The organism is Frankia sp. RB5, assembly GCF_059816245.1.
This window is the reverse complement of sequence record NZ_JCBATA010000005.1, coordinates 1-17,684: the sequence shown is the minus strand read 5'-3', so window position 1 is coordinate 17,684 and position 17,684 is coordinate 1. Positions and strand designations below refer to the sequence as shown.

Sequence of the window (17,684 nt, the reverse complement as noted above, 5' to 3'; positions counted from 1 at the left end):
AAGGCTCCGCGCCACGCCGGACGGCGTGGCCGGGCACCACCGCGGATCCCCGCCTTCCCCCACGACCGGTTCGGCCCGGTCCGCGGTGGTGCCCTTGGCGACGCTGCGTCCCGGCCGGTCAGCGGCCGGCGGAGGTCTCGGCGAGCTCCGAGACGTACGGCCGGCCCTCCCGCCACGCGGCCACCTGCTCCGGTCGGCCGAAGACCTGCAGGTAGTTCTCGACGTTGGTCTCGTCGATCTCGCCCAGCACGACGGGTTCGAAATCCGTGCCGTCCTCCCCGACGAAGGCCGGCAGCGGCTCCAGCACGGTGTCCAGACTCGGGTGAAAGAAGATCCCGGTGGACTGTCGGGTCGCGGCACCGCCGGCTACCACCCGGTGGCGGACGGGCCGGAACAAGCCGTTGGTCCAGCGGGTGAGGATCGTTCCGGAGAACACCTGCAACGCTCCGGGGACGACGGGCACCGGGATCCAGCTGCCGTCCGGCCGTTGCGCCTGCAGCCCGGAGTAGTCGCCGCGCTGGTGCAGGATCGTCACCGCGGAACCGTCCGCGTGTTCCAGCAGGAGGAGCTTCTCCTCGTCGGACGCCGCTTCCGGGTAGGTCCAGGTCGGGTAGTCGTTGACGACCAGGTTGAGGTGGGACGGCTCGCCGTGCGGGAAGCTGCCGGCCGGCAGGCCCAGGACCCGCTCGTACAGACCGAGCACCCGCCGGGCCAGGGCCGCGGTCGCCTCGGCGTACGCGAAGGCGACCCCGCGCAGGTCGGGGTCCTGCGGCGGCCAGACGTTGCCGTGTTCGTAGAGACCGAGCCACTGCTCGGACACACCGGCGGCGGCGGCGTCGGCCGGGTTGTCGAACTGTCCGACGGAGTACCGTTCGATCTCGAGACGGCCGAAGTCGTCGGGCCACTGCCGCCAGCCCCGGAAGGGGTGCCCGCTGGGGCTCGCCAGCTTCGCCTTCTCCGGCCTGGGCAGGCGCAGGATCCGTTCGACCCGGCGCTCGAAGTCCCCGATCAGCTCCGCTGGCACACCGTGGTTGACCACCTGGATCAGGCCGATCCGCTCGGCCGCCGTGCGCACGCGTGTCAGCAGGTCCGTGGGCGCGTCCGCGGCCAGCGCCGCTTCCAGATCAATGACGGGGATCTCGTCGGACATGGTGGAGGTGTCCTTTCCGGTCGGGATGCTGGATGACGTCGCGCTGGTCAAGGCCGGTTCTCCTCGTGGTTGCTGCCCGGGGTCTCCTGCGGGGCTCCGGCGGCGGCCTGGCGGGTGGCGTCCGGCACCGAATCGAGCAGGAGTCCCTCCAGCACGCCGGCCAGCGCCGCCGGCCGTTCGATCTCCACGTCGGTGTCGACGCCGTCGACGGTCAGTACCTGGACCCCTGCCCGCCGGACCGCCTCCTCGAGGTCGTCGGCGCAGGGCGACGATGCCGCGCGGATGACGGAGACGGCGACCGCCGGGGCGCCGCCCGCGCCACCCGCGGTGGCGGTGGCCAGGTCGCCCCACGACCGTTCCGGATCGTGGTCGACCGCGGCCAGCGCCGGATCATGGCGCCAGGTCCAGCCACCGTCGGGCTCATGAACCGTGCCGTAGAGCACCTCGCGGCGCAGCGCCCTCCCGACGAGGTCGACGCCGCCCGCGGACCGCACGCCACCGCCGGAGTCCACGCCGCCGGTAGAGCCGATCTCGGCGGCGGACCCGGCGGTCCAGGGGAGGTCGGTCCGGGGGAGGTCGGTCCGGGGAATCGTGTCGGCGAGCAGGCGGACCGCGTCCGCGCGGGAGGCCGGGGCAGCGCTGGCCGCCGGGCGCACGGCACGTCCGGCCCCGGGCAGGGTGTCGAGCAGGACGAGCCGACGGACGAGCTCGGGCCGCCGGACGGCCAGCGCCAGGGCGGTGAGCCCGCCCAGGCCGCTGCCCACCACCAACCGGGCCCGCGGAGCGAACGAGGCGATCGCCTCGGCGGTGACGGCGGCGAGACGGGCCAGCTCGTACCGGCCGTCGCGCCGTCGGTCCGAACGGCCGTGTCCGGGCAGGTCCAACGCGACGGCCGGGCGCCCGAGGGCCAGGATCACGGCGTCCCACTGGCGCGCCCCGCGACCGGCGTCATGGAGAAAGACCAGCTCGGGCCGTCCTGATCCCCACGCCACGGCGCTCACGTGTCCGCCGGTCGTCGGGTTGAACCAGCGGCGCTGAACCGGAGGTGGATCGTTCCCGTCGAGCCCGGCATCCGCGGCCACGTCTGCCAGCAGCGCGAACTCATGGGGTAGCGCCCCGTCGTCGAGCCGGTCGAGCGCGACCGCGGCGCGTTTCTCCGACATCAGACATTCTCCTTTTCGGGCTTCTCGTCCTCCGCCGCCGCTGCGACGGCCGGCCCCGCCGGTGGCGGGAACACGGGCAGATCGGCCGCGTCGAGGTGGCAGCGCACGGAGTGGACTGCCGTCGTGACGCCCCCGCCGAGCGGCAGGAGGGGAGGGTCGACGAAGTCGCAGAGACCGTCGATCCTGCGGGGGCAGCTCTCCGCGTAGCCGCAGCCCGTGGCCGCCGTGGAACCGCGCCGTACCTGCCCGGGCCGCCCTGGCTGCCCGGCTCGCCCGGGTGGAACCGGGTCCACCGGTGTGGTCAGCGCGTGGGTGTAGGGATGGTGCGGTCCGAGCAGCACGGCGGTGGCCGGGCCGACCTCCACGATCCGGCCCCGGTACAGGACGGCGACCCGGTCGGCGAGGTAGCCGACGACGGCCAGATCGTGCGAGACGAACAGGTAGGACACGCCGTGCGCATCGCGGGCGGTGGCGAGCAGTTCGAGCACCGCGGCCTGGACGCTGACGTCCAGCGCGGATACCGGCTCATCGCAGACGACCAGCCGCGGATCGCCGGCGAAGGCCCGGCCGATCGCGACGCGCTGCTTCTGACCGCCTGACAGGCTCGGCGTCCTCATCGGCAGCAGGCGGGGCCCGAGCTGGACGCGCCCGGCGAGGTCGGCGACCGTGCCCTCGCCGCGCAGGGTCGCCAGCGCCCGGCGCAGCACCATGCCGACGGTGTGCCGGGGATTGAGAGTGGTGTCGGGGTCCTGGAAGACCATCTGCACGCGTCGGCGGTCGTCGGCGCGGCGGCGGGACAGCGCCACCGGCAGCGGCCGGCCGTCGAGCCGGATCTCGCCGGGGCCGTGCGGGCCCAGGCCGACCACGGCCCGGGCAAGGGTCGTCTTCCCGCTGCCGGACTCACCGACCAGACCGAGCACCTCACCGTGAGCGATGTCGAGATCGATGCCGGTGAGCACGGGCGTCCGGCCATAGCTGCGGGACAGTCCACGCACGGTCAGCAGACCCGGCCGGGCCGGCTCGGCGGCCACCTCGATGACCTGCTCCTGGAAGCGCGGCAGGTCCACGCGGATGCTGTGATGGCAGCGCACCGTGTGCCCGTCCGAGAGGTCGGCGACTCCCTCAGGAAGGTCGGCCGATCCTGCTGAGGAGCCGGTGGGGCCGGTGGGGCCGGTGGGCGCGAGTGGTGGCTCCGACGTGCGGCACACCTCGTCGGCGAGCGCGCACCGGTCGGCGAAGGCGCAGCCCGCCGGCCGGTCGGTGGGTGCCGGCGGCTGCCCGGGCAGCGCTGGCATCCTGCGCTCTCGCCTGCTCACCCCCACTCGGGGGACCGCGGCGACGAGGGCGGCGGTGTAGGGGTGGCGGGGCGAGGTGAGCAGATCGGCCGCCGCGCCCTGCTCGACCAGGCGTCCCGCGTACAGCACGCCCACCCGCTCGCAGGTGCGCGCGACCAGGGCGAGGTCGTGGCTGATGAGCAGGACAGCGGCGTCGATCTGCCGCCGCAGCGCCTGGATCAGGTCGAGGATCTCCCGCTCGACGGCGGGGTCGAGGCCGGTGGTCGGCTCGTCGAGCACCAGCAGGCGGGGGCTGCCGGCGAGGGCCGCGGCGATACCGACCCGTTGCTGCTGGCCGCCGGAGAGTTCGTGCGGCCATCGTCGCGCGAGCGTCGCGGGCTCGGGCAGCCGCACCGCGCCGAGCAGCTCGACGGCCCGGGACCGGGCCTGCGCCCGAGACAGACCCGCCAGCCGGCAGACCTCGGCCACCTGCGCGCCGACCCGGATGGTGGGGTCCAGGCTGCTGCTCGTGCCCTGATGAACCATGGCGAAGGCGCTGGCCCGCCACCGCCGATGCTCCCGGGCGGACAGGGCCCGCACATCGACCCCGTCGAGTGCGATGCGGCCGGCGTCGATGCCGCCGCCACCGGGCAGCACGCCCGCGAGCGCCGCGGCCAGTGTGCTCTTGCCGCACCCCGACTCACCTACCAGGCCGTAGGTCTCGCCGGGTCGGATCCGCAGGCTGACACCGTGAAGAGCGACGGCCGGTCCGGCGGACGACGGGTAGCTCACCGTCAGCCCCTCGACGACGAGCCCCCCGGTGCCTGCGGTTCCGCCGGTGCCTGCGGCGCCCGCGGTGCCATCCACCGCCGGATCACCTGCCGCCCGGTTGCTCCCCGCCGGCTCGCGCTCCCGTGGCCCGCTCATCGCCGCGTGGCCTGTTCACGCAGGTTGTCGGCGATCAGCGCGATACCGACGACGAGACTGCCGACGGCGAGCGCCGGGAACAGCACCGTCCACCAGCACTGCTGGAGAAAGACCCGGTTGTCGGCCACGGAGGCGCCCCACTCCGGGGATCCCGGTGCCTGGCCGAGCCCGAGGAAGGACAGGGTCGACGCGGCGAAGATCGCGTTACCCAGCCCCGACGTCGCCTCGACCAGCACGGTCCCGCTGACATTGGGCAGCACCTCCCGCCACAGCAGCGACCAGAACGGCTCGCCGCGCAGCCGGGCTGCCTCGACGTAGGGCTTTTCCCGCTCGACCAGCGCGGCCGCCCGGACGCTGCGCGTCACCATCGGGGTGGAGAACGTGGCGATGACAAGGACGAGGGTCGTCGTCGACCGGCCCGCGAGTGCCACCACCACCACGGCCGCGACGAGGCTCGGGAAGACCGCGAACATGTCGACGACCCGCATCACGATCTCGTCGACCAGGCCGCGCCGCATCCCGCACACGAGCCCGAGCAGGCTTCCGGCCGCGACCGCGAGCGCGGTCGCCAGTGGGGCGACCTCCAGCACCGGACGGGCCCCCGCCATCACCCGCGACAACACGTCCCGGCCGAACTGGTCGGTGCCGAACAGGTGGCCGCCACTCGGGCCCAGCAGCCGCAGGGACGGATTCTGGGCCATCGGATCCGCCGGCGCCAACCACGGCCAGAACACGGCGACGACGACCCAGCCGACCAGCAGGCACACGCCGACCACGAACGAGGGACGGCGGACGAGCCCGCGGGGGGCGAGTGATCCGTCCCGCGCACGCGCCTGGTCCCGCGCACGGTGAGGCGCACCGCTGGCCGCGGCCTCCTCGCGCGGGGGGCGCGTCGCCGCGCTGTCGACCTCCGCGCTTGTCACGCCCGTGCCCTCCCCACCCGTACGCGCGGATCGAGCAGCGCATACACCAGGTCGGCGATGACGTAGATGCCCATCCCCACCGCGCCCAGCACGATCGCGCTGGCCTGCAGGGCGGGCACGTCCTTGCTGGTCGCCGACGACAGCAGCAGGTCCCCGATGCCCTGGTAGCCGAACAGCAGCTCGACGGTCACCAGCCCCGCGAGCAGGAACTGCAGCTGCACGGCGAGCGCGCCCGTCGCCGGCACCAGCGAGTTGCGCAGCACATGTCCGCGCACGAGCCGCGTCTCGGACAGGCCACGCACCCGCATCGCCCGGATGAACGGGCTGGCCAGGACCGCGACCGTGCTCGCCCGCACGTGCCGGGCGACGTAGCCGGTGCACAGCAGGACCAGGCAGAGCGCGGGCAGCAGCAGATGCTGGATCCGGGTCAGCGGACCAGCTCCCGGCGGGGCCTGCGCCGACGAGGGCAGCCAGTGCAGCCGGACGCTGAAGATCACCAGCAGCACGACGCCGGTGACGAACTCCGGAACGGCAGCGAGGCTCAGACCCGTGACACTGAGGATCCGGTCGGTGAGCCGTCCCTCCCGCAGCCCCGCGGCGAGGCCGAGCGTCAGGGCGACGGGGACCAGGAGGACGAAGGAGAGCAGGGCGAGCGTCGCGCTGTTGAGCAGGCGCTCGACCACCAGTGGGCGGACGTCGACCCCCAGTGTGTAGGATCGTCCCCAGTCGCCGGTGACGAACCCGCCGAGCCAGTGCAGGTACCGGGGCACCAGCGGCTCATCGAGGCGTAGCTGGTGGCGCAGCGCGTCCACCGACGCCTGGCTGGCCTCCCGGCCCAGCACGACGCGTGCCACGTCGCCGGGGATCAGTTCGGTGGCGATGAACACCAGCAAGCTGACCGCCAGCATGGTGACGAGAATCGTCACCAGCCGCCGGGTCAGGAAGCGCAGCACGTGGGATCACACCCGGCTCACGGTCGTCAGGTCGAGGAAGGCCGACGGATGGGCGCGCAACCCCCTGACCCGATCGGACCGGTAGGCCCGGACGGCGCCGGACCACGCCGTGATGATGACCGGCACGTCCTCGTGGAGGGCCCGTGCGATGATCGCGGCCTGCTTCCGACGCTCGGCGGGGTCGGTCGCGGCGTCGTAGGCGTCGGCCGCGGCGTCCAGGACGGGGTTGGCGTACTTCGAGCCGTTCCAGGCGCCGTGGCTCTTCACCATCGGGATGATGAACTGACCTGGTGTCGGGCGGCCCGCCCAGCCGACGAGGTTCGCGTCGGTGAACAACCAGGGGGTGTCGGTCTCCTGGTTGCCGCCGTAGAACGCCTCCGAGGTCTGCTGGTCGAGATCGACGGTGATTCCCACCCGCTTGAGCTGGTCCTGGATGACCAGGGCGTATGCCTTGCTCGGCGGGTCGAAGCTGAGGGTGAACCGCAGGTTGCCGACCCCCGCGGCGGACAGCAGCGACCTGACCTTCGCCGCGTCCTTCGCACGTTGCGGCAGGTCCTTCGGCGCGGCGGCGAACGCGGGCGCGAAGAGGTGGTCGTTGCCGGCGACGCCGACCCCGTTGTAAACGGAGGTGAGGACACCCGGCCGGTCCAGCGCGTAGGCGATGGCCTGCCGGACCTCCTTCTTCGTGAACGGCGGCCTGTCGACCCGCAGGGTGAACGCGGACAGGCCGGTACCGCTGACCTTGTCGACGGCGATCGAGCCGCTTCCGGCGATCGGCACGACGAGGTCGGCCTGGGAGAGGATCTGAGCGTCGATGGCACCGCTCTGCAACGCCAGCAGGTCGGCCTGGGCGTCCTTGTGAAAGACCACTTTGACGCCGTCGAGGTAGGGCGTGCGGGTGTCCCGGTACTTCGGGTTTCGGCTGAACGACGCTCCCTTGCCGACGTCATAGGAGTCGAGCAGGAAGGGCCCGGTGCCGATCGGCCGCTGGGCGAACGTGCCGAGCTTGTAGTCGGCCTTGAGTACAAGCGCGTTGTAGTTACCCGCGGATACCAGGTAGGGGAAGTCGGAGAACGGCCGCTGAAGGTGGAAGACCACCGTGTCCGCACCCGACACCGCCACGCCGCCGGCCGCCAGGACCGACGCGAAGGCGGACAGGGCGGCGGACTTGTTCGCCGGATCGAGCAGCCGGTCGAACGACGCCTTCACCGTCGGCGCGTCCAGCGGTGTGCCGTCGGAGAAGACCACGCCCTTGCGCAAGGTGAACGACCAGGTCCGTCCCCCCTCCGACGAGGTCCACCCGGTCGCGAGCGCGGGGTGAAGCTGGAAGTCCTGGTCGAGCCAGATCAGGTACTCGGCGACGAGCTGGACCAGTGCGATCGCGGTCCCGTCGTACATGGTCACCGGGTCCAGGGCGGTGGGCGGCGTGGGAGCCCCAAGAGTGATCAGCCCGCCTCGCCTGCCTCCGGTGGCACCCGCCGCGCCGGCCGAGCCAGGGTGCGCGCCGGGTCCGGAACTGCCGCAGGCCGCGAGAAGGGCGGCGACGCCGCCCGCGCCGGCACCGGCCAGCAGGCCTCGGCGGCTGAGCAGAGTCCGCACGGGGTGCTCGGCGGCGGAGGGCATCCGATTCCCGGTAATGTCGATCGGCAGGGTCGGGAATAGCGGCACAGGTAGAGATCCTTTGCGGATGGGCGAGGAGGGCGAGCGCCGCGCGATCGAATCCGGCACCCGACCCTGGAAATCAGCCGATGGAAAGGTTGCTGAAATCTGACAGAAATACCCGAGAAAAGTTTACCGACGCATCCGCGCCGGGCATGTACGGCTCGTTCTTCGGGTCAATGGCTACACAGCGAGCTTGCGACGCGACGGAGGTCGAGATACCTCCGGGCAAAGAACGCCCTCTTCAACGCCACGGTGGGACTATAGCGGAGGGTCGGGGCGCAGCGCAATGAAACGGTGACGTCCGGGGAGTGGTCTACGGAGCGTGACTCCGTGCGATCGGGATTTGAGGTTCCGCGGAGCGGGCGTCCGAAGCCTGGGGCGAGTAGCGCCGAAAGCCGCGGCGGGCTCGCTCACACCGGCTTGCCTTCCTTGATCAGTTCGCGCATGACAGCTGCCTCAGGAAGGCGCGGTCCACAGCGTGCGTGCCCCGGGCGAGCGCTTCCCGAAGAGCGCGTCGGCCTCGTCGAAGAAGAGAATCCAGTCCTTGTGCTCGGCCCGGTCGAACAGCCGGGCCAGGTTCTTCCAATCCCGACCGGGTGCGGGCCTTTCGCGGACCCGTCGTGGAACCAGCCCTCGGCGCCGGCGGCATTACTACCGGCGGACCGCGGCCGACGCCGCGGGTGCGGACCCTTCGGCCCGCGTCGGCCAGATCATCGACGCGGGCCCGATCCGGTCAGCCGGGGTCAGCGGATGGCGGCGCGCAGGGCGTCGGCGCGGTCGGTGCGCTCCCAGGTGAAGTCGGGGAGGGCGCGGCCGAAGTGGCCGTACGCGGCGGTCTGCGCGTAGATGGGGCGCAGGAGGTCGAGGTCGCGGATGATCGCGGCGGGGCGCAGGTCGAAGACCTCGCGCACGGCGCGCTCGATCTCGGTGGTCGCGACCTGCTCGGTGCCGAAGGTCTCGACGAACAGGCCGACCGGCTCGGCCTTGCCAATCGCGTAGGCGACCTGGAGTTCCACCCGGCGGGCGAGGCCCGCGGCGACGACGTTCTTGGCGACCCAGCGCAGGGCGTAGGCGGCCGACCGGTCGACCTTGGACGGGTCCTTGCCGGAGAACGCGCCGCCGCCATGGCGGGCGTAGCCACCGTAGGTGTCGATGATGATCTTACGTCCGGTCAGGCCGGCGTCGCCCTGGGGGCCGCCGATCTCGAACCGGCCGGTCGGGTTGACCAGGAGTCGGAAGCCGTCGACCTCGAGGCCGAGGTTCTCCTCGGCCAGCCGCTTGAGCTCGGGTTCGATCACCGACGCGCGGATGTCGGGGGCGAGCTGGGCGTCCAGGTCGATGCCCGCCGCGTGGTGGGAGGAGACGACGACGGTGTCGAGGCGGACCGGCCGGTCCCCGTCGTACTCGATGGTGACCTGGGTCTTCCCGTCCGGGCGCAGGTAGGGGAGCGTGCCGTCGTGGCGGACCTGGGCGAGTCGGCCGGCGAGGCGGTGCGCGAGGGTGATCGGCAGCGGCAGCAGGTCCGGGGTCTCGTCGGTGGCGTACCCGAACATCAACCCCTGGTCGCCGGCGCCCTGCCGATCCAGGTCGTCCTGCCCGCCCTCCACCCGGGCCTCGTAGGCGCTGTCGACGCCCTGCGCGATGTCGGGGGACTGCGCGCCGATCGAGACCAGCACACCGACGGTGGCGCCGTCGAAGCCGGTGGACGCGTCGTAACCGATGTCCAGCAGCGTGCGCCGGACGACCGCGGTGACATCCACCAGCGCCGACGACGTGACCTCCCCGGCCACGTGCACGTGGCCGGTCGTCAGCAGCGTCTCGACCGCGACCCGGGAGCGCGGGTCGGCGGCCAGGTAGGCGTCGAGCAGCGCGTCGCTGATCTGGTCGGCGAGCTTGTCCGGATGTCCCTCGGTGACGGACTCCGAGGTGAAAAGGCGTCGGGACATGAGAGCTGATACCTCATCTCGTCATTGAAATGATCAGAAGATCGCGTCGCCGCGCGGGCAGGAGACGGCTGACGTTCGGGGTGCACGTGCCGAAACCCGACCTGGGCGCGGAAATGGTCGAAGTGTGAGGCGCGGTAGGCGGGAGGCGGGAGGCGCGTCAGAACGCCAGGCGCAGCCGCTGTGGACCTCTGGTGGCCCATCGGCCTGATGGCCAGATGGAGGAGGGGGAGAGCGGAGCGGTCAGAAGCAACAGGCGGCGCTGACGACACGACCGAGGTCGACGTGCCGGCGGGAGGCGAGACGGAGCCCGTCGAAGTGGTGCGTCGCGGTCGACACGAGACCTCCTTCGCGGACGTCCTCGAGCGTGTGAGCTCGAGGGTGCGGAGCTTCGCCGGCCCGGCTGACTCCGATCGCAGCGAGCGGCACGTGCTCGCCGCGCTGACCACTGGCAGGCACAGCAATCCCTACCAACCCAGTGAACATAGCACGCCCGGGCACCTCGATGATGGCGGGGCGCCCTGGGCGCAGGCGTCGTTAGCCTGGCAGCGCTGAACGCGGATGTCGGGATCGTGAGTGGAGGTTGGACGGGTGCGGATCCTGCTGCCGCCGAGCGAGGCGAAGGCCGAGGGTGGCGACGGGCCGTCGTTGCGGGCGTCCGGGTTCGGTGACGGCCCGCTCGCGGAGGCCCGCGCTGACGTGGCCCGGGCAGTCGCGGCGTTCTGCCAGGCCGATCCGAACGCGGCGTCCGTCGCCCTGCGGCTGCCGGCCTCGCGCGCACGGGCCGACCTGGCCGCCAACATCGCGCTTCTGGACGCACCGACGAGGCCCGCGCTCGACCGCTTCGTGGGCGTGCTCTACCAGGCGCTGGCCCCGGCGGAGCTGCCACCCGCCGCGCGAGCCGCGGCCGACCACACCCTGTTCGTCTCCAACGGGGCCTTCGGTTTCCTCGGCGCGGCCGAGCCGGTGCCGGACCATCGGGTCGGTATGACGGCGGCGGTGCCAGGTATCGGTGGCCGTACCGCACCGACGGTGCTCGCGGCCTACTGGCGCGCCCGGCTCGCGCCCGTGCTGCCCGACCTGCTTGCCGGCATCCCGGATGTCGTCGGCGAGCACCTCGTCGTGGACCTGCGCTCCTCGGACTACGCGACCGTGCCATCCCTTTCCGGGCCGCTGCGTGCCTGCGCTCTGCCGGTGCGTGCCCTGACCGAGAAACGCGTCGACGGGCGCTGGGCCCGCCGTCCGCTCAGCTTCCAGGCGAAGCAGACGAAGGGTCTGCTGACCCGCGCCCTCCTGCTCGCCCAGGTCGCCGGTCGCCTGGTCAAGAGCATCGACGACGTGGCCGAGGTGGCCGAGTCCGCTGGCCTCGTCGCCGAGCCACGCGGTACCGCGACCGCGCCCACCCTCGACGTCATCGCCCGCTGGAGCCCGACCGCCTGAGCCGGCGCCGTCGCGTCCGAAGAGGTCCGACCACCGCACCCCATCCCGACGGCGAGGCCGAGGCTGATCAACGCCTAACGACGATGATAATCGTCGTAGAGCGGTATGATGCCGGCTATGGTCGGTAACAGGGGCGCGCACGTGACGCCGTTGTCGGTAGCGCGGTCGCTACGCCTGCTCGGCGAGCATGTGTCGACCTGGCGGAAGCTGAATCGGCTGACGGCGGCCCAGGTCGCCGAGCGAGCCGGGATCTCGCGGGACACGCTGCGGGCCATCGAGCAGGGCAGGGGCACCGCGAGCATGGAGAACCTGCTCAGGGTGCTGCGGACCGTCGGGATCATGGATGCCGTGGTCAAGGCCGCCGACCCGTACGAGACCGACGTCGGCCGGCTGCGCATGGATGAGATCCTCCCCAAGCGAGTGCGGCGCTGATGGCCGGACGGGATCCCGTCGAGGTCACCGTCGAGATCGAAGGGCGGCAGATCGCCGCTGGCACGTTGTGGCTGCACGACCGAGGTGGACAGAGCGCCACGTTCCGCTATTCCGACGCATACCTGACCAACCCGACTGGATATGATCTTGATCCGGCGCTGACCAGGGCCGCCGGCGTCTTCCACACGCCGCCTGGGTCAGCCATCTTCAACGCGTTCGCGGACAGCTCTCCTGACCGATGGGGTGAGAACCTCATGCGGCGTGAGGAGCGCGAGCGTGCCCGCGCTGCCGCGACCACACCCCGCACTCTTCGTCCGTCCGACTTCCTTCTCGGCGTCCGAGACGACACCCGCCAGGGAAATGTCCGGTTCCGCCCACCGGGAACCGCCACGTACTTCTCGACGCACCGGCACGCGGTCCCACGGCTGATCGACCTGGCCCGGCTCATGCGGGCAGTCGACCGGGTGCGCGCGGAGGGCGACTTCGACCGAGATCTTGCGGATCTCGTCGACGCGGGTAGTTCCCTGGGTGGCGCGCGGCCCAAGGTCGCGGCGCGGGACGTGTCCGGGCGCCTCTCGATCGCCAAGTTTCCGCGTTCGGGTAGTGACGAATGGGACGTGGCTGGTTGGGAGGAGGTACAGCTGAGGCTCGCGCGGCGGGCGGGGCTTACCGTGGCGGAGTCGGAGTTGCTGACCGTCGCCGGCCGGCATGTACTACTTCTGAGCCGTTTCGACCGCATCGGCGCGCGGCGGCTGGGGTTCGCGAGCGCCCTGACCATGCTCGAGGCCTCCGACGGGGATCGCCGCAGCTACCTCGAGATCGCCGAGGTGATCGAACGCTACTCCCCGAGCGCTGACGCCGACCTGTGCGAGCTCTACCGGCGGATCCTGTTCTCGATCCTGACCGCGAACACCGACGATCACCTGCGCAATCACGCGTTCCTGCGCGAGCGGGACGGCTGGGCGCTCTCTCCTGCCTACGACCTCAACCCCAATCCGGACAATCCGACCCGACTGAGCACGGCCATCGACCTCGACAGCACCGACGCGAGCATCGACATCGCGCTGTCGGTCGCCGCCTATTTCCGCCTGTCACTGCCGAGGGCTCACGATCTGGTCAGGGAGGTGGAGACCGCCACCGCGGGCTGGCGGCAGGCCGCAGCCGATCTCGGTATTCCGAAAGGCCAGAACGACCGGATGGCCGTGGCCTACGAGGGTGAACAGCGACGGATCGCTCGTGGGCTCAGCGTGCCCTGACGAACCGTCTCAGGTCGTGTGGAATTGTGATCTCCGCGGCCGTCCGGGTGGGATTCGGCGGTCCCGGCTGTTCGTCAGGTGAGGCGGGTGGTGTCCGCGGCGTCGTAGGGGAGGATGTCGGCGAGGCGGTGTTCGCGCAGCTTCGTGGTCCAGGCCGGGTCGGAGAGCAGGACGCGGCCGAGGGCGACAAGGTCGAGCTCGCCGCCGGCGAAAAGGTCCAGCAGGGGTGCGAGGCTCAGCGTCGCCGTCGAGCCCTCGTGGTCACCGCGGAAGGCCGTCGTCAGCCCGATCGAACCAATGGCGATGACGGGCAGGCCGGTGACCCGCTTCGTCCAGCCGGCCAGGGTGCGCGGCGAGCCGTCGAACGCCGGCAGCCAGTAGCGGCGGGTCGACACGTGCAGCGCGCTGACCCCGGCGTCGACGAGCGGGGCGAGCAGCGTCTCGAGCTCGTCGGGGGTGTCGGCGACGCGGGCGTCGAAGTGGCTGCCCTTCCACTGGGAGTAGCGGTAGATCACCGGGTAGTCCGGCCCGACCTCGCCGCGGACGGCGGCGACGACCTCCGCGCCGAGACGGGCCCGGGCCGCGAGATCGCCGCCGTAGCTGTCGGTGCGGCGGTTGGTGTTCTGCCAGAAGAACTGGTCCAGCAGGTAGCCGTGCGCGCCGTGCAGCTCGACGCCGTCGAAGCCGGCTCGACGGGCGTCCGCGGCGGCGGTGGCGAAGGCGGCGACCACAGCGTCGATCTCCGCGGTCGTCGCCGGTTCGCCTACCGTCGAACCGTCCGCCCGCAGCCCCGACGGACTGAACACCGGCGCCTGCGGATGCGGTGGCGTCCCGGCCTCACGGGTAGCCCCGAGGTGCCACAGTTGGGGCACGATCCGTCCGCCGACGGCGTGCACGGCCTCGACGACCTGACGCCAGCCGGCCAGGGCGTCGTCGCCGTAGAAGCGGGGCACCCGGTCGCTGGAGCCGGCGGACGGATGATCAACGTAGGTACCTTCGGTGACGACCAGGCCGACGTGTTCGGCGCGGCGGGCGTAGTAGGCCGCCACATCCTCACCGGGGATGCCACCCGGGGAGAACTGCCGGGTCATCGGCGCCATCACGAAACGGTTCGCCAGCTTCACGTCGCCCAGCACGAACGGGCTGAAAAGCGGCGCGGCGTCGACACCGTCCAACAGGCTCGTGCTGTCCGGCACAGGGGCGGGGACAGGCGCGGTGGCGGGTGCGGGCACGGCTGGGCTCGAAGACACAGTCACGATGGTGTTCAAGATTGGGGCGGTCGACCGTGTTCCGCGATCACGACCAACGGCGGCCGTGAGGAGGGTCACACCCGAAACGCCCGCGAGACGTTCGCGATCATCACCGGGAGTCTCCCGGTGAACTGGCGCCCTCGCAGGCTATCCTGCCGACGTGACGGAGACGACGACCGTGCTGCTCGCCTATGCCGATGTGGACCCCGTGACGGCGATTCCTTTCCTCGAGTCCGTGTCGCCTGCTGTCCGTGCCCTTTACTGCCCGTATGAGAACGCACACGAGCTCCGGACGCGACGCGACGAAAGGCCCTTCTCGCCGGATGCCCAGGACCTGTTACCGGCTCTGACGGAGGAACAGTCGGTCGCCTTCGCGCAGGCCGACGTCCTGCTTTCCCTGGACGTACCGATGGGTCTCGGTGCGGTCGCTCCTCGCCTGCGCTGGGTGCAGAACGTCGGCTCCGGCTATGGCCGTTACCGGTCGGCGGGGCTGGCCGAGGCCGGCATCGTGCTGACCAACGCCGCCGGCCTGGGCGCACCGGGGATCGCCGAGTTCGTGCTGGCCAGGCTGCTGGAACACTGGAAGCGGCTACCCGAGATCGCCGATCGCCAGCGGCGCCGGGACTGGGGCTTCACCTTCGGGCGCAGTGCCGCCGGCAGGACGGTGGTCATCGTAGGAATGGGCGCGATCGGCCGTGCCGTCGCCCAGGTATGCGCGGCGCTGCGGATGCGCGTCGTGGGGGTGGCGCGGACCGTGCCAGCCGGCGGGATGGACGGGATCGACGGCCTCGACGAGGTGTTCTCGGCCGCTGAGATGCACGCTGCTCTCGCCGAGGCCGACGCCGTCGTCCTGTGTGCGACGGATACCGCGGACAATGAGAATCTCTTCGATCAGAAGGCGTTCGCCGCGATGCCCACAGGGTCATTCTTCGTCAATGTATCCCGGGGCCGTCTGGTCGCGGACGAGGCGTTGGTCTCCGCGCTCGAAGGCGGCCATCTCGCCGCCGCCGCGATCGGCGTCACCCGGGTCGAGCCCGTTCCCGCCGACAGCCCGCTGTGGACCACCCCGGGCCTTCGGCTGTCGCCGCATTCCGCGACCAGCCAGGACGGCTACACCGACCGCGTCCTGGACCTCTTCCGGGACAACCTGCACCGCTTCCTGACCGGTCGCCCCCTGCGCAACGTGGTCCCGCTGACCTGACTGCGCCGCTTCGCCAGGGTGGGCATCATAGGTGGACGTTGCGTCAGGTGCCGACCGACACAGCCGCGAACAGTCCCAGACCCGCCACTATGGACCGCGATCAACCTGACGTGAACCGAACAAGAGATCAAGCAACTGGCTCACCGCACGCACGTGCGGAAGACAGATCTAGGGCCTTTGCGTCCGCATGGAGCAGGGCGAGGACCCGCCGGATCGTGGACTCGAGTTTCACGCTGGAGTCCCGGCTCGGCGCGGTCGTAGGAGGCCGGGACTCCGAATGAACTGATCTCCACTATGCGAGGTCGCGATATCTTTCGATGTCGGCCCTGCTGGGCATCTTTCCGGCTGTCACGAAGTACACGTTGCTGGCCAGGACGAAGGGTGAATTTCCGCTTGCCAGTGCTGCCCCATCGAGAACATCCGCGATGCTGGTCTGCGCATCGGGATCCGCCGTGCGAAAGTCGACGATCACGGAGCCGTGCTCGCGGAGCTTGCTGATCGCATGAATTACATCCTGACGCAAGCTCACAATGTGCGTAGGTGTTTCCTGGCCTGCGGTTTCGCCTTCGCTCATCGGAAATGTCCTTTGCGCTTGGCCTGAATGCAAGGAGGTCAAAATAATTATAGCAGTACCGAGGTGCGCGCAGGAGAACCTGAGCCCGGAGTGTGCCAGCTTACTCTGGTGGGCAATCTCATACCAAGGGCAAGATCGACCACTTCTGGTTGGCTGCGTTCACATCCGCGTAGACGTCGAGCTGTAGGCCGCCGGTGTTGTACCCTCCAGGAACCGTGATGATTTTACCCGAGACATAGTTCTGAAACTTCCAGTAGCTACCCGAGGTGTATTTCCGCCAAAGTTGGTTCGTGTTGAAGGTAGTACATGTCGACTGGACAAGAAGTCCGCTGCCATTGACGTCTATGCAGCGTCCAGAGTGCCAGTTTATCAAAAAACCATAGTCACCGTAAGGCCAGATGGCAATCTGGGCCCAGGCCTGGCTGTGGTCGCCGTTAACGCAACCACCCTGTACGACGCTCGCGCCAGCAGCCTTTGAACCGCCGGCCACGCCGATGCACAGTCCAGGTGTCTGGCTTCTGAGCTGGCGCATCTGGTTGTCGATGTCAGTTGAGATCTGCACCCAGGTCCCGGCGGTCCCCGCAGCATTTTTCTGGCACTGCCACAGGATTCCATCGGCATCCGTGATAACGTCGCCCTCGTTGTACCAGTCCGGACCGAGAAGGCAAACAATCGGCCCCGCGGCGGCGCCGGCCCGGCTACCGGTGGTAGCGGTCCCCCTGGCGGACGAACTGGTGACGGGCGGGTAGGGCCCGCCGCTCTTCTTCGGACTGTCGCCCGGCTGGCCAGGTGACACTTCCAGGACGGTTCCATCGACACTGCCAGACGTGCCTGTCGTCAAGGCTTCCTGTGTGGCGGCCGACGCTGACGGGGCGGCTGGTTGAACGCCCGCAGCTGAGGTCTGGGGTGGCGAGGCCGTCGACGTCTGAACAGATTCCGCTGCGGCCGGGGCCTCAATGGATGTCGAGATCTGTGGCCCGGCCGCGTTCGCGATAGAAGCGGTTACGGTGAAGGATAGTTAGATTGTGGCTGAGGCGACGAGAACTGTTGCTTTGCGAATTGTTGACGGCTGTGACCGTCTGAATTTTACTCTTCCCATACCTGCCTCCATTGAGGTGGCGTCGCAACTGCTCGCAGTGTTGGGCAGTGAATTGGCACTCCGTCAATCGGCTGCTCCGTAAAGGTTCTCCTCCGGCTGAAACGACGTCAAGTATTGAGCATTTTCAATGTTATTTTACGTGAATTGCGGGAATGTTCCGTCGCGCGCGTTTAAGAGAAAGTCCGGCGAACCAGCCGGAGAGTGGAAGTTGTCCGACTACTGTCCGTCCAGGCGGGAGAAATAGAGAAGTCCTCGGTAGATCACAGGGTGTCTAATCATGTGGCCTTGACCGAGGACTTCCGTTGCTAACCTACCCTGGCGTCATCACCGTGTCCGAGACGGCCCTGGAGTTCCTGGCCACGTTGCTGGCCGACGACCGCGCACGGCAGCGGACCTGGCGCAAGCTGTCCGCTCGCGACCAGGCGCTCCTCGTGCTC

At 70.2% G+C, this 17,684-nt stretch carries 14 protein-coding genes; 4 read left to right on the top strand and 10 right to left on the bottom strand.

Translation table 11 applies throughout. From position 1 onward, the window contains the following. Positions 1-118 precede the first annotated feature (118 nt). The 7 genes from AC6EXY_RS03655 to metK all read right to left on the bottom strand — a co-directional run bounded on the left by AC6EXY_RS03655 (position 119) and on the right by metK (position 9,998). Positions 119-1,201 (bottom strand): 2OG-Fe(II) oxygenase family protein, encoded by a 1,083-nt coding sequence (locus AC6EXY_RS03655; RefSeq protein WP_243407446.1) that lies wholly within the window; start codon positions 1,199-1,201, stop codon positions 119-121. After that, entirely contained in the window at positions 1,198-2,313 is a 1,116-nt protein-coding gene (locus tag AC6EXY_RS03650; protein ID WP_101831526.1) for an alpha/beta fold hydrolase, read from the bottom strand. The genes AC6EXY_RS03655 and AC6EXY_RS03650 overlap by 4 nt, the downstream gene beginning before the upstream one ends. After that, on the bottom strand, positions 2,313-4,514 hold the full coding sequence (locus AC6EXY_RS03645) for a dipeptide ABC transporter ATP-binding protein (RefSeq protein WP_499842290.1): 2,202 nt from the start codon (positions 4,512-4,514) through the stop codon (positions 2,313-2,315). Before AC6EXY_RS03645 ends, AC6EXY_RS03650 begins: the two co-directional genes overlap by 1 nt. Then, a complete protein-coding gene (locus tag AC6EXY_RS03640; protein WP_101831528.1) occupies positions 4,511-5,437 on the bottom strand; it encodes an ABC transporter permease in 927 nt (308 codons plus the stop codon). The genes AC6EXY_RS03645 and AC6EXY_RS03640 overlap by 4 nt, the downstream gene beginning before the upstream one ends. Next, a complete protein-coding gene (locus tag AC6EXY_RS03635) occupies positions 5,434-6,390 on the bottom strand; it encodes an ABC transporter permease (protein ID WP_499816638.1) in 957 nt (318 codons plus the stop codon). Before AC6EXY_RS03635 ends, AC6EXY_RS03640 begins: the two co-directional genes overlap by 4 nt. Before the next feature lie 6 nt (positions 6,391-6,396). Beyond that, entirely contained in the window at positions 6,397-8,058 is a 1,662-nt protein-coding gene (locus tag AC6EXY_RS03630) for an ABC transporter substrate-binding protein (protein WP_499816639.1), read from the bottom strand. Positions 8,059-8,795: 737 nt separating this feature from the next. After that, entirely contained in the window at positions 8,796-9,998 is a 1,203-nt protein-coding gene (gene metK, locus AC6EXY_RS03625; RefSeq protein WP_499816640.1) for a methionine adenosyltransferase, read from the bottom strand. A 588-nt stretch (positions 9,999-10,586) separates the two neighbouring features. Between metK and yaaA the strand changes: the two genes are divergently transcribed. From yaaA to AC6EXY_RS03610, 3 genes are all read left to right on the top strand, one after another. Then, positions 10,587-11,435, top strand: coding sequence for a peroxide stress protein YaaA (gene yaaA, locus AC6EXY_RS03620; protein ID WP_101831533.1), 849 nt, complete (start codon positions 10,587-10,589; stop codon positions 11,433-11,435). Between the two features lie 117 nt (positions 11,436-11,552). Then, on the top strand, positions 11,553-11,867 hold the full coding sequence (locus tag AC6EXY_RS03615; protein WP_499816641.1) for a helix-turn-helix domain-containing protein: 315 nt from the start codon (positions 11,553-11,555) through the stop codon (positions 11,865-11,867). Further along, complete coding sequence (locus AC6EXY_RS03610; protein ID WP_499816642.1) at positions 11,867-13,123, top strand: type II toxin-antitoxin system HipA family toxin; 1,257 nt, start codon at positions 11,867-11,869, stop codon at positions 13,121-13,123. Before AC6EXY_RS03615 ends, AC6EXY_RS03610 begins: the two co-directional genes overlap by 1 nt. Before the next feature lie 74 nt (positions 13,124-13,197). Here AC6EXY_RS03610 and AC6EXY_RS03605 read toward each other — a convergent pair whose 3' ends face one another. Beyond that, entirely contained in the window at positions 13,198-14,379 is a 1,182-nt protein-coding gene (locus AC6EXY_RS03605) for an NADH:flavin oxidoreductase (protein ID WP_101831554.1), read from the bottom strand. A 154-nt stretch (positions 14,380-14,533) separates the two neighbouring features. On the opposite strand from AC6EXY_RS03605, the gene AC6EXY_RS03600 reads away from it, so the two are divergent. Beyond that, on the top strand, positions 14,534-15,574 hold the full coding sequence (locus AC6EXY_RS03600) for a D-2-hydroxyacid dehydrogenase (protein WP_499816644.1): 1,041 nt from the start codon (positions 14,534-14,536) through the stop codon (positions 15,572-15,574). Positions 15,575-15,866: 292 nt separating this feature from the next. On the opposite strand, the gene AC6EXY_RS03595 is transcribed toward AC6EXY_RS03600, so the two are convergent. Both AC6EXY_RS03595 and AC6EXY_RS03590 read right to left on the bottom strand, forming a co-directional pair. After that, a complete protein-coding gene (locus AC6EXY_RS03595; protein ID WP_101831537.1) occupies positions 15,867-16,148 on the bottom strand; it encodes a hypothetical protein in 282 nt (93 codons plus the stop codon). 118 nt (positions 16,149-16,266) lie between these two features. Next, positions 16,267-16,989, bottom strand: a complete 723-nt coding sequence (locus AC6EXY_RS03590; RefSeq protein ID WP_499816645.1) for an RICIN domain-containing protein — start codon at positions 16,987-16,989, stop codon at positions 16,267-16,269. Between the last annotated feature and the right edge of the window lie 695 nt (positions 16,990-17,684).